This is a genomic window from Pseudomonas sp. GW821-FHT11D10, assembly GCF_058808435.1.
On record NZ_JBXARR010000011.1, the window covers coordinates 90,487 to 105,741 of the forward strand.

Sequence of the window (15,255 nt, forward strand, 5' to 3'; positions counted from 1 at the left end):
CGCATGCTCTCCAGCGAGGATGTGATGCGTCGCCGGGCGACGCTGTTGCAACGTTTGCATATCGACGGCCCGTTGCTGGTGCTGCTGCTGATTCTCGCGGCCGGCAGCCTGTTCGTGCTGTATTCGGCCAGCGGCAAGAGCTGGGATCTGCTGGCCAAACAGGCCACGTCGTTCGGCATCGGTCTGGTGTCGATGATCGTCATCGCCCAGTTCGAGCCAAGGTTCATGGCGCGCTGGGTGCCGCTCGGCTACGTGATCGGGGTGGTGCTGCTGCTGGTGGTGGACATCATGGGCCACAACGCCATGGGCGCGACCCGCTGGATCAACATTCCCGGGGTGATCCGCTTCCAGCCCTCGGAGTTCATGAAGATCCTGATGCCGGCGACCATCGCCTGGTACCTGTCCAAACGCACGCTGCCGCCGCAGCTCAAGCATGTCGGCATCAGTCTGCTGCTGATCGGCGTGCCGTTCGCCCTGATCGTGCGTCAGCCAGATCTCGGCACTTCGCTGCTGATTCTGGCCGGCGGCGCCTTCGTACTGTTCATGGGCGGGTTGCGCTGGCGCTGGATTCTCAGCGTACTGGCGGCGGCGATTCCGGTGTCGGTTGCGATGTGGTTCTTCATCATGCACGACTACCAGAAGCAGCGGATCCTGACGTTCCTCGACCCGGAAAGCGATCCGCTGGGCACCGGCTGGAACATCATTCAGTCGAAAGCCGCGATCGGTTCCGGCGGGGTATTCGGCAAGGGCTGGCTGCTGGGCACCCAGTCGCACCTGGACTTCCTGCCGGAAAGCCACACCGACTTCATCATCGCGGTACTGGGTGAAGAGTTCGGCCTGGTGGGCATCTGCGCACTGTTGCTGATTTATCTGTTGCTGATCGGTCGTGGCCTGGTGATTACTGCCCAGGCCCAGACGCTGTTCGGCAAATTGCTGGCCGGCGCTCTGACCATGACGTTTTTTGTTTACGTTTTCGTCAACATCGGTATGGTCAGTGGCCTGTTGCCGGTGGTGGGGGTGCCGTTGCCGTTCATTAGCTACGGCGGAACTTCGCTGGTGACGCTGCTGTCAGCGTTTGGGGTTTTGATGTCGATCCATACCCATCGCAAGTGGATCGCACAGGTTTGAATAAGGTGAAGAGTTCAATGCAAGTAATGCGTGACTGGGCGACACGATACGCACCGTGGCTCGGCCTGGTAGGCATCCTTGGCAGCGCGCAGGAAGCGTTGGCCGGCGATTACGAAGGCTCGCCCCAGGTGGCCGAATTCGTCGGTGAAATGACCCGCGACTACGGTTTCGCCGGCGAACAGCTGATGGCCGTGTTCCGCGAGGCCCAGCGCAAACAGGCGATTCTCGACGCCATCTCCAAACCGGCCGAACGGGTCAAGCAGTGGAAAGAATACCGGCCGATGTTCATCACCGACGCGCGCATCGCCCGCGGTGTGGACTTCTGGCGCCAGCACGAGGCCACGCTGGCCCGCGCCGAGCAGGAATACGGCGTTCCGGCCCAGGTGATCGTGTCGATCATCGGCGTTGAGACCTTTTTCGGACGTAATACCGGCAATTACCGGGTGATCGATGCCTTGTCCACGCTGGGTTTCGACTATCCTCCCCGTGCCGAATTTTTCCGCAAGGAGCTGCGTGAGTTCCTGCTGCTGGCGCGCGAAGAGCAGGTCGACCCGCTGACCCTCAAGGGTTCCTACGCCGGGGCGATGGGCTTGCCGCAGTTCATGCCGAGCAGTTTCCGCGCCTATGCGGTGGATTTCGACGGCGATGGCCACATCAACATCTGGAACAACCCGGATGATGCGATCGGCAGCGTCGCCAGCTATTTCAAGCGTCACGGCTGGGTCGCCGGCGAGCCGGTGGTCAGTCGCGCAGATGTACGGGGAGAGCAGGTGGATGAAGGCCTGACCACCGGCATCGAGCCGACGAAAACCGTCGGGGAGTTGCGAGCGCTGGGCTGGTCGAGTCATGATGCGCTGCGCGATGACATGCCGGTCACCGCATTCCGCCTCGAAGGCGACAATGGCCCTGAATACTGGATGGGCCTGAAGAATTTCTACGCGATCACGCGTTATAACCGCAGCGTGATGTACGCCATGGCCGTACATCAACTGTCTGAACAGCTGGTACAAGCACGGGGCGTCAAGTAATGCGGGCATTGCCTATCAATAAACCCCTGAAGCTGGTGGCTTTCGCTGCGTTGGCGGTGCTGGTCGCCAGTTGTTCGACCAGCCGTTCGCCGAGCCAGAAGCCGACCACCGCCGTGCGTTCGCAGCCGGGTCTGGACATCAACCGGGCCCACAAGGACGGCGCGCCGTGGTGGGACGTCGACGTATCGCGCATCCCGGACGCCACGCCGACCCTGCACACCGGCCCGTACAAGGCCAACCCGTACACCGTGCTGGGCAAGACCTACTTCCCGTTGCAGGAATCCAAGACCTACGTGGCCTCCGGCACCGCGTCCTGGTACGGCACCAAGTTCCACGGTCAGAACACTGCCAACGGCGAGGTCTACGACCTGTACGGCATGAGTGCCGCCCACAAGACATTACCGCTGCCGAGTTACGTTCGGGTGACCAACCTGGACAACAACCGCACGGTGATCCTGCGAGTCAACGACCGTGGCCCGTTCTACTCGGACCGGATCATCGACCTGTCCTACGCCGCCGCGAAAAAGCTCGGTTATGCCGAAACCGGCACCGCACGGGTCAAGGTCGAAGGCATCGACCCGCAGCAATGGTGGGCCGCCAAGGGCCGTCCGGCGCCTTTGATGCTCAACGAGCCGCAAGTCGCGCAGAATAGCGCCCCGGTGATCACGGCCTCGGCCGGCACCGTCGAGCAATGGACTCCGCCGCCGCAGCAGCACGCCGCGGCCGTCGTGCCGGTTCAGCTCGATGCAAAAAAAAACGCTTCTGCACCAGCGTCTGGCCAGTATCTGCAGGTGGGCGCGTTCGCCAACCCGGACGCTGCAGAACTCCTGAGGTCGAAGCTCAGCGGGATGGTGAGCGCTCCGGTGTTCATCAGCTCGATCGTGCGCAATCAGCAGACCCTGCACCGGGTTCGCCTGGGACCGATCGGTTCGCCGGGTGAAATTGCCCAGGTACAGAACAGCGTGCGCCTGGCCAACCTGGGTTCGCCAAGTGTGGTCACCGAGTAAACGTAGGACTTGATTGACGGTTCACCAGCGATTGGGGGGTGAACCAGGTTGTTGGCTCGTCGAAGAACAAAAGCCCGGCAAGGGTGACTGGAGTGAGCAACTGAACACGCGATGGCCCGTTAGAAAGCCATCTGATTAATTTTGTCCGCAAGGACAGTTTCCATTAGCGATTTCGAGAGACGGATGAACATCACCACCTTTGCCAAACGCCTGTGTCTGCTAGTCCCGCTGCTCCTCTCGCCTGCCGCGTTCGCGGCCGAGATGATGCCGTCGCCACCACAACTGGCCGCCAAATCCTACGTGCTCATGGATGCCAACAGCGGCAACGTGCTGGTGGAGAACAACGGTGACCAGCGTCTGCCACCGGCCAGCCTGACCAAACTGATGACCGCGTACATTGCCACGCTGGAAATCCGTCGCGGCCAGATCGGTGAAAATGACCCGGTGACCGTCAGCGAAAACGCCTGGCGCACCGGCGGTTCGCGGATGTTCATCAAGGTCGGCTCGCAAGTCACTGTCAGCGACCTGCTGCACGGCATCATCATCCAGTCCGGCAATGACGCCAGCGTCGCGGTTTCCGAGCACATCGCCGGCAGCGAAGATGCGTTCGCCGACCTGATGAACAAGACCGTCGCCGATCTGGGCATGACCAACACCCACTTCATGAACCCGACCGGTCTGCCGAACCCTGAGCACTACTCGTCGGCTCACGATATGGCGATCCTGGCTCGCGCGATCATCCACGAAGATCCGGCTCACTACGCGATCTACTCGCAGAAAGAGTTCTTCTGGAACGGCATCAAACAGCCTAACCGCAACCTGCTGCTGTGGCGCGACAAGACTGTCGACGGTCTGAAAACAGGTCACACCGACGAAGCCGGCTACTGCATGGTGTCCTCGGCCGTACGTGACGGCATGCGCCTGATCGCCGTGGTGTTCGGCACCAACAGCGAAGTGGCCCGTGCCGCCGAAACCCAGAAGCTGCTGACCTACGGTTTCCGCTTCTTCGAAACCCAGACCTTCTACCAGAAGGGCACCGAACTGGCTCAGGCCCCGGTGTGGAAAGGCACCACCAGTCAAGTCAAGGCCGGCCTGGCACAAGACCTGACCATGACCCTACCGAAAGGCCAGCTGAAGAAGCTCGCTGCCAGCATGACCATGAACCCGCAACTGACCGCGCCAATCGCCAAAGGCGACGTGATCGGTAAAGTCGAAGTGAAACTGGACGACAAGGTGGTGCACAGCGCCGACCTGATCGCCCTGGACGCTGTCGAGGAGGGTGGTATCTTCCGCCGCATGTGGGATAGCATCCGTCTATTCTTCTACGGCTTGTTCAACTGATTTGAGTTGACCTGCATGGCCCCGTTCCGATCCGGAGCGGGGCCTTGTTCGTTACCGGGCTTACGCTTACGAGGCCGTTACGCCATGACCGATACCGAAGTAAAGGCGCCAAAGATCGAATTTCCCCAGGTTGATTATCCGGTTAAGGTGATCAGCGATACGGGCGTCGGCAACAAAGACAAGATCATCGACATCGTCAAGAAACACGCCAAGATCAACGATGAGCGTGTCGACGAGCGTCAAAGCAGCAACGGCAAGTACACCACCATCCAGTTGCACATCGTCGCGACCGACCAGGATCAGCTGTACAACATCAACAGCGAACTGCGGGCTACCGGTTTCGTGCACATGGTGCTGTGATGCCGGGCACGCTGGGCTTTCGCGAGCTTGGCCAGATGGCTTACGAGCCGGTCTGGCAGGCCATGCAACGTTTTACCAACGAGCGTGGCACCACGGCCCCGGACGAAATCTGGCTGGTCGAGCACCCGCCGGTGTTCACCCAGGGCCAGGCCGGCAAGGCCGAGCACCTGTTGCTGCCGGGGGATATTCCGGTGGTGCAGGTCGACCGCGGCGGTCAGGTGACCTACCATGGCCCCGGCCAACTGGTGGCGTACCTGCTGCTGGACGTGCGCCGACTCGGTTTCGGCGTGCGCGATCTGGTCAGCCGCATGGAGCGCTGTCTGATCGAACTGCTGGCCAGCTACGGCGTGACCGCCGTGGCCAAGCCGGATGCTCCCGGCGTCTACGTCGACGGAGCGAAGATCGCTTCTCTGGGTTTGCGGATTCGCCACGGTTGTTCCTTTCATGGCCTGGCCCTGAACGTGGACATGAACCTGGAACCGTTTCGACGGATTAATCCCTGCGGCTATGCCGGGCTGGCGATGACCCAGCTGAGCGAGCACGCAGGATCGATTGAATTTGCCGAGGTAAGTGCCCGGCTGCGCGCGCAGCTCGTCAAACACCTCGACTATGCTGAGCAGACGACCCTGACGGGCGGAATCGACTGATATGACTACTGATGCAGTGCAAACCATGATCCCGACGCTCGACGTGACCGAGCGCCCGGCCCCGCGTCCCAAGGTTGAAGCCGGCGTCAAGCTGCGCGGCGCCGAGAAGGTTGCACGCATCCCGGTAAAGATCATTCCGACCACCGAACTGCCGAAGAAACCCGACTGGATCCGCGTGCGCATCCCGGTTTCGCCGGAAGTCGACCGCATCAAGAGCCTGCTGCGCAAGCACAAGCTGCACAGCGTCTGCGAAGAGGCATCCTGCCCGAACCTGGGCGAGTGCTTCTCCGGCGGCACCGCGACCTTCATGATCATGGGTGACATCTGCACCCGTCGCTGCCCGTTCTGCGACGTCGGCCACGGTCGTCCGAAACCACTGGACGTCAACGAGCCGGAAAGCCTGGCCATCGCCATCGCCGACCTGAAACTCAAGTATGTGGTGATCACCTCGGTTGACCGCGACGACCTGCGTGACGGCGGTGCCCAGCACTTCGCCGACTGCATCCGCGAAATCCGCAAACTGTCGCCGAACGTGCAACTCGAGACCCTGGTCCCGGACTACCGTGGCCGCATGGACATCGCCCTGGAAATCACCGCGGCCGAGCCGCCGGATGTGTTCAACCACAACCTGGAAACCGTACCGCGCCTGTACAAGGCTGCGCGTCCGGGTTCGGACTACCAGTGGTCGCTGACCCTGCTGCAACGCTTCAAGCAGATGATGCCGCACATCCCGACCAAATCCGGTCTGATGCTGGGTCTGGGCGAGACCGACGACGAAGTCATCGAAGTCATGAAGCGCATGCGCGAACACGACATCGACATGCTGACCCTGGGCCAGTACCTGCAACCGTCCCGTAGCCACTTGCCGGTGCAGCGTTTCGTGCACCCGGACACCTTCGCCTGGTTCGCCGAGGAAGGTTACAAGATGGGCTTCAAGAACGTCGCGTCCGGCCCGTTGGTGCGTTCTTCGTACCACGCCGACGAACAGGCGAAACTGGTCAAGGCCGAGCTGCTCGGTTCCTGATTCAGCGCTGAATGAAAAATGCCCGCCGGGGTTTATCGCCCGGCGGGCATTTTTTTGCCCGGCCTACACTCGTTACTGACTTTTCCTGCAATCTGCGGCGCAGCCGAGCCTCTTCTGTTTGTCGCCGTTCCTGACTACTGTGTGAGCATGACTTCACACAGGGAGATCCATGGATGACCGTTCGACCGACCCACACCCTTTTTCCGCACAAGCCTGTTCCGGCACTGCCGTCGGAAGGGCTGATAGGCGTCATTGCGCCCGCCGGCCCCGGCGCTCTGGATACCGAAAAGGCTGTTCAGTGGATGCGCGCCCGGGGTTACGGATTGCGGGTGTTCCCTGGCGTCTACGAGAAGGATGGCTATCTGGCCGGCAGCGACGAGGTGCGGCTCAACGATCTGCACGCGGCGTTCGCTGACGAACAGGTGGATGCAATCATTTGCCTGCGCGGTGGCTACGGCACGCCAAGGTTGCTGGACCGGATCGACTACGACTTGCTGAGCCGCCATGCCAAGCCCTTCGTCGGTTACAGCGACATCACCGCGCTGCATCTGGCCATCAGTCGCTACGCCGGGTTCGTGACCTTTCATGGGCCATTGTTGAATGCCGATCTGCTGGGGGACAAGGAGCCGCCGACGGTGACGTCGTTCTTCGCCATGCTGCGCGGTCAGTTGAAGGCTGGGAGCGTGCTGAGTCATCCGGCGGCTTATCCATTGACCACCGTGGAGCCCGGCATTGCCCACGGGCGTTTGCAGGGTGGCAATCTGGCGATGATCGCCGCGACCCTGGGCACGCCTTACGAAATCGACGTCGAAGGGGTGATTCTGCTCATCGAGGACATCAACGAGCCGCTGTACCGGATCGACCGCTTGCTGACCCAGATGCGTCTGGCGGGCAAACTGGCCAGATTGCGTGGCGTGCTGGTCGGTGACGTGGCGGGCGTGGATGTCGAGGCCTTGAACCGCTTGCTCAAGCAGACCTTTGAACCACTGCGGATTCCTGTGCTGTCCGGCTGGCGCAGCGGGCATTGCGATCCGAACCTGACGTTGCCGCTGGGGGCGCTGGTTCGACTGGATGCGGGGAAGAAGGAATTGATGCTGGAGCAGGATGTGGTGACTCGTTAAACGAGCCACAAAAAAAGACCGCCGCCTGAAGAGGCGGCGGTCTTTTTGTTTTTACTGGCTGCGCAGGCTTTCGAGCAGCTTGTGCGTCGGGTAACCGTCCGCGGGCCAGCCAAATGACTGCTGCGCACTGCGGATCGCCTTGCGCGTATTGGCGCCGATGATCCCGTCTGCCGCACCGGCATCGTAGTTGCGTGCGGTGAGCAGGTTTTGCAGTTCGATCCGTTCGGTGCGGCTCAACGGCAGGTCATCTTTTGGCCAGGTGCCATTGATCAGGCCGGCACCGTTGAAGCGCTCGGACAACAGGCTCACGGCCAGTGCATAGGACGACGAGTTGTTGTATTTGAGGATCGCCCGGAAGTTATCGAGGATCAGGAATGCCGGGCCACGGTAGCCAGCTGGCAGCAGCAGGGCAGCGGACAGTTGCTCGGAACCGGCCGGCACCTGGCCGCCGTTTGGCAGGATCACGCCCAGTTGCCGCCATTCGGCGACGCTTTTGCGAATCGTGCCATCTGCGAGGGTGTAATTGAAACCGCTCGGCAGTTGCACTTCGAAGCCCCACGGCTGGCCACGCTGCCAGCCGGAGCTTTGCAGGTAATGCGCGGTGGACGCCAAGGCGTCAGCCGGGCTGCCCCAGATGTCGCGGCGGCCGTCACCGTCGAAATCCACGGCGTGGGTGTTGTAGGTGGTCGGGATGAACTGGGTCTGGCCCATGGCGCCGGCCCAGGAGCCGAGCATTTTTTCCGGCGTGATGTCGCCCTGTTGCAGGATCTGCAGCGCCGCGATCAGCTGCGCATGGGCAAAGCCCGGACGGCGGCCTTCATAGGCCAGAGTGGCCAGCGAGTTGATCACCGACTTGCTGCCCTGGAACTGGCCGAAATTGCTTTCCATCCCCCACACCGACACCAGCGCCTGACGATCGACGCCATAACGCTGTTCGATGCTTTGCAGGATGTCGGCGTACTGGCTGATCAGGGCCTGGCCTTTGCGCACGCGCAAGGGCGAAAGGGCACCGTCCAGGTATTCCCAGACCGGCCGGGCAAATTCCGGCTGGCTGCGGTCGGCGCGAATCACGCTGGCATCGAAACTGACATTGGCGAACGCGCGGTCGAACAGGTCGGCACGGATGCCGGCAGCCAGAGCTTCCTTGCGGAAACCGGCCTGCCATTCGGCAAAGGTCTGGGTCGGTTGCAGGTCGAGGTTGTCACCGGACGGCACTACCGGCGGGATGACCGCTGGGGCTGTGGCAACGGGGACGGTCTGAAGCGGTTGAGCGTCGGCGGCGGTGGGTTTTTCCGCGCAGGCGACGAGCAGTACGAAGCTGGAGGCAGCGATCAGTTGGCGGAAGGGCCAACGACGGGAAAGACTGAGGGGCATGCACAGGTCCAGGGGATACGAATCAGGTGCAGACCTTAACATGAGGAAGGGGTGCTGTGCTTCAAGCCGCCAGAAAGTAAGAAGCCTCCCAGCTGTCAGACTGGAAGGCTTCGCGGCGGTAGCTGCCTTTACCCTTGGTTGGTCGTTCCTGGCGGCTGCGGAACAGGGGTTGGGCGACGATGGATTTGGCCTTGTTGTGGCCATGTTTCGATGGCTTTTTGCTCATGAGGATTCTCTCGGTTGAGTGAGGTTTTGCGCGGCAGATAATCTGCCGATCTCGGGCGTCTGTCTATAGGACCGAAGGCGGGATGTTCTGTAGGAAATGGACTCGGCAAAAAAGCGGGATCGCAGCGCGCGACCCCGGATTTCATTCGGCAGGCAATGTCAGACGCTGACCGGCCATCAGCAGCGCCAACCGGCTGAGGCTCATCCATGGCGAGCCCGCCGCCTGACCCTTGATCTGCGCATCGATGCGCTGGGCTTCGAGCAGCAACTGCGCCCAGCGTTGCGCCGAGTAGCGTTGCAGGGCCTTGCTCATCAGCGGTTTGCGCTTGTCCCAGACTGGCGGCTTGGCCTGACTGAAACACTTGTCCAGCGGCGTGCCCTGACTGTATTGCAACGAGATGTTGGCCAGCAGGCGCAACTCACGGGCCAGGGCCCAGAGGATCACCGGCGGCTCGACCCCTTCACCGCGCAGCCCTTCGAGCATGCGCAGGGCGTGAGCCGGTTCGCCGTTGAGCACCGCGTCGGTCAGGCCGAACACGTCGAAGCGTGCACTGTCGGCCACGGCCGCCTGCACGGTTTCGACGGTGATCTGCCCGCCCTCGGCCATCAGCTTGAGTTTTTCGATCTCTTGCGCGGCAGCCAGCAGGTTGCCTTCTACCCGCGCGGCAATCAGTTCGACCGCGTCCTGGCTGGCCGACAAGCCTGCCTGAGAGAGGCGCTGACGAATCCAGCTCGGCAGCTGGTTGGCGTCCACCGGCCAGATCTGCACGAACTGGGTCTGCTGACCCTCGACCAGCGCCTTGCCCCACTTGGTCTTCTGCGCACTGCCATCAAGCTTCGGCAAGCTGATCAGCAGCACCGTGTCTTCAGCGGGGCGCGAGCAGTATTCGATGAGTGCGGCAGCGCCCTTGTCACCGGGCTTGCCCGACGGCAGGCGCAGTTCCAGCAGGCGCTTTTCGGCGAACAGCGACATGCTGGCGCCGGCCTGCAGCAACGTACCCCAATCGAAATTGGCGTCGGCGGCGAAGACCTGGCGTTCGTCGAACCCTTGCTGACGGGCAGCAGAGCGAATGGCGTCGGCGGCTTCCTGACACAGCAGCGGGTCATCGCCGCTGATGATGTAGACCGGCGCAAGAGCGCCTTGCAGGTGTTTGCCGAGTTGGGCGGGAGCGAGCTTCATAAGAGAGGGCGAACGGGGCGCCTGAGCGCCCCGTACGTCTTACTGCTGCGGCAGTTCGAGCGGCGACTGACGCGGGGTTTCCGCTTCAGCCTTCTGCGCCGCTTCGAGGGCGTCGGCCTCTGCCTTGGCACGGGCGTTGGCGGTTTGCTGCAGAGCGTCCAGCTGTGCCGGCGTCAGCTGTTGCAGACGCAGCATCATGCGTTGTACCAGCTCGCGCTGGGTTTCACGGCGGGCATCGTTGGCTTCCTGGTCGGAACCCACCAGGTTGTTGCCGTCGTGAATGAACACTTTCTGCACTTCAAGCTTGTCGCTTTTCAGCAGCAGACCTTTCTCGCCACGGATGTCATAGCTGAGCACGGTGCTCACCTGGTACTCACCAGTGCGACCCGCGCCGGCGTAACTGAGGATGCGCTGAGATTCCTGTTCATCGGAAAGGTAAAGCTTGTATGGCGCACCGGAGACAACCTTGACGCCACTGGACTCAAGCACCTGGCGCAGTTGCGTCACGGTTTCGCCATAGGCGTTGCGGGCGCTCAGATCGAGTTCCTTGATCGTCAGTTCGGTAGTGCCGGTACCGCGCAGCTGAAAACCGCAGGCGCTCAACAGGACCGCGAGGCCCATCACCAGCAGATTGCGTTTGATCATTGTGTTGCTCCCCTTGAAACCATGTGGGCCGACCCTGCGGCCCGAAAGGTTTTACTGGGCGTCAGACAAATCTGACGCCCGATCCAATTAGCTGGCGACGATGTTGACCAGTTTCCCGGGCACCACGATCACTTTGCGAATCGTCAGGCCGTCGACAAAGCGCAGCACGTTTTCGTTGGCGCGGGCTGCCGCTTCGACTTCTTCACGGGTGGCGGCGGCCGGCATTTCGATCTGGCCACGCAGCTTGCCGTTGACCTGGATCACGAGGGTCAAGCTGTCCTGCACCAGCGCGCTTTCGTCCAGCACCGGCCAGCCGGCGTCGATCACAGGGTCAGCGTGACCCAGGCGGCTCCACAGTTCGTGGCTGATGTGCGGCGTGATCGGAGCGAGCAGCAGCGTTACGGTTTCCAGACCTTCCTGAACCAGTGCGCGATCCTGTTCGGTCGCTTGCGCGGCTTTTTCCAGCACGTTCATCAGCGTCATCACCTGGGCAATGGCGGTGTTGAATTTGTGGTTCTGGCCGACGTCATGGCTGGCCTGCTTGATCGCCTGGTGGATCGCACGACGAATGACTTTCTGCTCGTCATTCAGGCCGGCGATGTCCAGTTTGCCCGGCAGGCCCTGAGTGACGTGGGCCTGAGCCAGACGCCAGACGCGCTTGAGGAAACGGTGCGAACCTTCCACGCCGGAGTCGGACCATTCAGCGCTCATGTCAGGTGGCGAGGCGAACATCATGAACAGACGGCAGGTGTCTGCGCCGAACTGATCGATCATCGACTGAGGGTCGACGCCGTTGTTCTTCGACTTGGCCATCTTCTCGGTGCCGCCGATTTCCACCGGCAGGCCGTCGGCGATCAGCCTGGCGCTGATGACCTTGGCTTTGCTGTCGCGCTCGAGTTCCACGTCCGCCGGGTTGAACCAGGTGTAGGCACCGTTGGCTTCACGACGATAGTAAGTCTCGGCGACCACCATGCCCTGGGTCAGCAGGTTCTTGAACGGCTCGTTGGAGCTCACCAGGCCTTCGTCGCGCATCAGCTTGTGGAAGAAGCGCGCGTAGAGCAGGTGAAGAATGGCGTGTTCGATACCGCCGATGTACTGATCCACCGGCAACCAGTGGTCGGCCGCGGATTTTTCCACCAGACCGCCTTCGAAGTGCGGCGAGGCGTAGCGGGCGTAGTACCAGGACGACTCGACAAAGGTGTCCATGGTGTCGGTTTCACGCTTGGCAGGCTGACCACATTTCGGGCAGCTGCACTCGTAGAACTCGGGCATGCGCGCCAGCGGCGAACCGGCGCCGTCCGGCACCACGTCTTCCGGCAGAACGACCGGCAGTTGATCTTCCGGCACCGGCACGTCACCGCAGGCATCGCAGTGGATGATCGGGATCGGGCAGCCCCAGTAGCGTTGACGGCTGATGCCCCAGTCGCGCAGGCGGAACTGGGTGCGCGAGGCGCCAAGGTTTTTCTTGATCAGGGCGACTTCCATGGCGTCGAACGCGCCAGCGAAGTCCAGACCGTCGAACTCGCCGGAGTTGATCAGCGTGCCGTGCTCGCCGTAGGCGTCTTGCCATGGCGCCGGGTTGGTTTCACCGGAGCTGGTGCGAACCACGGATTTGACCGGCAGGTTGTACTTGTGGGCGAATTCGAAATCGCGCTCGTCGTGCGCCGGCACAGCCATGACCGCGCCATCGCCGTAGTGCATCAGCACGTAGTTGGCGACCCAAACCGGCAGTTTCTCGCCGGTCAGCGGGTGCTCGACGAACAGGCCGGTCGGCAGGCCTTTCTTCTCTTGGGTGGCGACGTCGGCTTCGGCGACGCTGCCGCCCTTGCATTCGGCGATGAACGCTTGCAGCTCAGGGTTGTTCTTCGCGGCGAGAGCGGCCAGATGGTGCTCGGCAGCCACGGCGACATAAGTCGCGCCCATCAGGGTGTCCGGACGGGTTGTGAAGACTTTCAGGGTGCCGCTTTCGCCGATCGAATCGACGTTGTACGGGAACTGCACTTCCATCCCGCGCGACTTGCCGATCCAGTTGCGCTGCATGGTCTTGACCTGCTCAGGCCAGCCGGTCAGTTCGTCGAGGCTCTCCAGCAGCTCATCCGCGTAGGCGGTGATCTTGAAGTAGTACATCGGGATTTCGCGCTTCTCGATCAGCGCGCCGGAACGCCAGCCGCGACCGTCGATCACCTGTTCGTTGGCCAGAACGGTCTGGTCGATCGGGTCCCAGTTCACGGTGCCGTTCTTGCGGTAGATCACGCCTTTTTCGAACAGGCGAGTGAACAGCCATTGTTCCCAGCGGTAGTAATCCGGTTTGCAGGTGGTGACTTCGCGCGACCAGTCCACCGCCAGGCCCAGGCTGCGCAGCTGGGATTTCATGTAGGCGATGTTTTCGTAGGTCCACTTGGCCGGGGCCACGTTGTTCTTCATCGCGGCGTTTTCCGCCGGCATGCCGAAGGCGTCCCAACCCATTGGTTGCAGAACGTTCTTGCCGAGCATGCGCTGGTAGCGGGAGATCACGTCGCCGATGGTGTAGTTGCGCACGTGCCCCATGTGTAGCTTGCCGCTGGGGTAAGGGAACATCGACAGGCAGTAGTAAGTCTCCTTGCCTGGCTGTTCACTGACTTCAAAGGACTTTTGCTCGTCCCAGAACGACTGGGCGGCGGCTTCGATTTCACGGGGCTGATATTGTTCGTGCATGGCTACTTTTGTACTGGATAGGGGTGGCCTAATCCTCTTCAATGCGACATCCGGGGCGTGCCGGACGAGCTGGAAGTGGAGTTACAGGAAGCGCCGTAGCATACATGACCGCGCTCGGCCTAGGGAAACCCTGATTGCAGCCGTTTGACCGGCTGAAATCGCGGCGAGGGCCGTTGGTCGCGGCGTGCAGCCGGTTTGTGCAGCGAAGCTAAGCTCTAACTGGGGAGTGAGTCTTATCTTCAATGAGGTGAGGGATGGTGGAGTCACAGCAAAAAAACGTTACCAAACCCGAGTTGTACGAGCGGTTGATCGATCGTCTGGGTATGGCCCTGGACGCGGCAAAAACCGCTGGAAGGCTGCGCGACGAGCGCCCCCTGGAGCTGGAATTGCGTGGCTTGAGTCCCGCCGAGTTCAAACTGGTCAAGGCCTATCTGGATCGCAGTGAGCGTGAAACCCACGGATACCTGTCACAAGCAGTGAAACAACTCGATGCAGCCCATACGGCCAAGGTCATCTGGCTCAAGGACAAGGCGCCCGGCAGAGACACCGTCAAGGTGCGGACTCTGCAGGCCAAGTAAACGCATGGCAGGTCAAAAAACGGATCTTTTTCAACGGGATCCGACCCTACTGGTTGTCGCGCTGTATCAACCCACTTAGGCTTCGGGCATCTCTGGAGATGCTCGATGCCTTTTCGTTATTTCATTAAACAACTTCTATTGCCGCCCGGCCTTCTTTTGCTGCTGTTGCTGGCGGCCTGGTGGCTGCGTCGCTCGCGGCCACGGCTGGCGGGGCTGTTTTTTGCTCTGGGTTTTGGCGGGTTCTGGCTGATGAGCCTGCCGGTGGTCGTGCAATGGGGTGCCAAGGCCCTGGAGCGCGAGCCGCCGCTGGCCCGGGATTCATGGACAAGCCTGGTGCAGCGCGCCGATGCGATTGTGGTGCTGGGCTCCGGTCGCGAGCGCGGCGATCTGGCCTGGGGCGAAGATCAACCGACCGGTGTCGGACTGGAGCGCCAGCGTTATGCGGCGCGACTGGCCAAGGCGTCGGGGTTGCCGATTCTGACCAGCGGTGGCCTGCATTACGGTACGCCGCCGAGCGAAGCGAAACTGATGGCGGATTCATTGCGCGATGATTTCGGTGTGACGGTGCGCTGGCAGGAGGGGGAGAGCCGCACCACGTGGGAAAACGCCGAATTCAGCGCCAAAGTGCTGTTGCCGGAAGGCGTCAAACGCATCGTGCTGGTGACCCAGGCCTGGCACATGCCGCGAGCGGTGTGGAGTTATCAACAGGCTGGATTCGAAGTGGTGCCGGCGCCGGTCGGTTTCCTCGGCACGGACAATGCCCGGCCGTTTGGCGGCTGGCTGCCGGAGTTCAAGTCGATCTGGCAGAGCGGGCAGTTGATGAACGAGGCAGTGGGGCAGATCGGCTATTCGCTGTTCTATCGAGGGGATGAAAGCGCCGATTGATCACTCCCGCGCAGAACG

Annotated in this window: 15 protein-coding genes; 10 read left to right on the top strand and 5 right to left on the bottom strand. The window is 61.7% G+C overall.

Going from position 1 to position 15,255, the window contains the following annotated elements; translation table 11 throughout:
* Positions 1-24: 24 nt before the first annotated feature.
* From rodA to AC1RT4_RS26270, 8 genes are all read left to right on the top strand, one after another.
* A complete protein-coding gene (gene rodA, locus AC1RT4_RS26235; protein ID WP_052026248.1) occupies positions 25-1,128 on the top strand; it encodes a rod shape-determining protein RodA in 1,104 nt (367 codons plus the stop codon).
* A 17-nt stretch (positions 1,129-1,145) separates the two neighbouring features.
* Positions 1,146-2,156: a lytic murein transglycosylase B gene (gene mltB, locus AC1RT4_RS26240; protein ID WP_007958658.1), complete on the top strand. Its 1,011-nt coding sequence runs from the start codon at positions 1,146-1,148 to the stop codon at positions 2,154-2,156.
* Entirely contained in the window at positions 2,156-3,163 is a 1,008-nt protein-coding gene (locus tag AC1RT4_RS26245) for a septal ring lytic transglycosylase RlpA family protein (protein ID WP_127800096.1), read from the top strand. Before mltB ends, AC1RT4_RS26245 begins: the two co-directional genes overlap by 1 nt.
* A 183-nt stretch (positions 3,164-3,346) precedes the next feature.
* Positions 3,347-4,504 (top strand): D-alanyl-D-alanine carboxypeptidase family protein, encoded by a 1,158-nt coding sequence (locus tag AC1RT4_RS26250; RefSeq protein WP_007958662.1) that lies wholly within the window; start codon positions 3,347-3,349, stop codon positions 4,502-4,504.
* Positions 4,505-4,588: 84 nt separating this feature from the next.
* A complete protein-coding gene (locus tag AC1RT4_RS26255) occupies positions 4,589-4,864 on the top strand; it encodes a DUF493 domain-containing protein (RefSeq protein WP_007958664.1) in 276 nt (91 codons plus the stop codon).
* Positions 4,864-5,511 carry a lipoyl(octanoyl) transferase LipB gene (gene lipB / locus AC1RT4_RS26260; protein WP_039771855.1) on the top strand — a complete coding sequence of 216 codons (648 nt, stop codon included), beginning with the start codon at positions 4,864-4,866 and terminating at the stop codon, positions 5,509-5,511. Before AC1RT4_RS26255 ends, lipB begins: the two co-directional genes overlap by 1 nt.
* Before the next feature lie 25 nt (positions 5,512-5,536).
* Positions 5,537-6,535, top strand: a complete 999-nt coding sequence (gene lipA, locus AC1RT4_RS26265) for a lipoyl synthase (RefSeq protein ID WP_162130488.1) — start codon at positions 5,537-5,539, stop codon at positions 6,533-6,535.
* A 173-nt stretch (positions 6,536-6,708) separates the two neighbouring features.
* Complete coding sequence (locus tag AC1RT4_RS26270; protein WP_493088939.1) at positions 6,709-7,656, top strand: S66 peptidase family protein; 948 nt, start codon at positions 6,709-6,711, stop codon at positions 7,654-7,656.
* Positions 7,657-7,707: 51 nt separating this feature from the next.
* Here the strand turns inward: AC1RT4_RS26270 and AC1RT4_RS26275 are convergent, their stop codons facing one another.
* From AC1RT4_RS26275 to leuS, 5 genes are all read right to left on the bottom strand, one after another.
* Entirely contained in the window at positions 7,708-9,030 is a 1,323-nt protein-coding gene (locus AC1RT4_RS26275) for a lytic murein transglycosylase (RefSeq protein ID WP_493088941.1), read from the bottom strand.
* 61 nt (positions 9,031-9,091) lie between these two features.
* Complete coding sequence (gene arfA, locus AC1RT4_RS26280; RefSeq protein ID WP_007958672.1) at positions 9,092-9,256, bottom strand: alternative ribosome rescue factor ArfA; 165 nt, start codon at positions 9,254-9,256, stop codon at positions 9,092-9,094.
* A gap of 141 nt (positions 9,257-9,397) precedes the next feature.
* Positions 9,398-10,435: a DNA polymerase III subunit delta gene (gene holA, locus AC1RT4_RS26285; protein ID WP_007958673.1), complete on the bottom strand. Its 1,038-nt coding sequence runs from the start codon at positions 10,433-10,435 to the stop codon at positions 9,398-9,400.
* 39 nt (positions 10,436-10,474) lie between these two features.
* On the bottom strand, positions 10,475-11,080 hold the full coding sequence (locus AC1RT4_RS26290) for an LPS-assembly lipoprotein LptE (protein ID WP_493088943.1): 606 nt from the start codon (positions 11,078-11,080) through the stop codon (positions 10,475-10,477).
* Positions 11,081-11,167: 87 nt separating this feature from the next.
* Positions 11,168-13,774 carry a leucine--tRNA ligase gene (gene leuS / locus AC1RT4_RS26295; protein ID WP_493088945.1) on the bottom strand — a complete coding sequence of 869 codons (2,607 nt, stop codon included), beginning with the start codon at positions 13,772-13,774 and terminating at the stop codon, positions 11,168-11,170.
* A 254-nt stretch (positions 13,775-14,028) separates the two neighbouring features.
* Between leuS and AC1RT4_RS26300 the strand changes: the two genes are divergently transcribed.
* Complete coding sequence (locus AC1RT4_RS26300) at positions 14,029-14,352, top strand: hypothetical protein (RefSeq protein WP_085747655.1); 324 nt, start codon at positions 14,029-14,031, stop codon at positions 14,350-14,352.
* A gap of 105 nt (positions 14,353-14,457) precedes the next feature.
* Positions 14,458-15,237, top strand: coding sequence for a YdcF family protein (locus AC1RT4_RS26305; RefSeq protein WP_493088947.1), 780 nt, complete (start codon positions 14,458-14,460; stop codon positions 15,235-15,237).
* Positions 15,238-15,255: the final 18 nt, after the last annotated feature.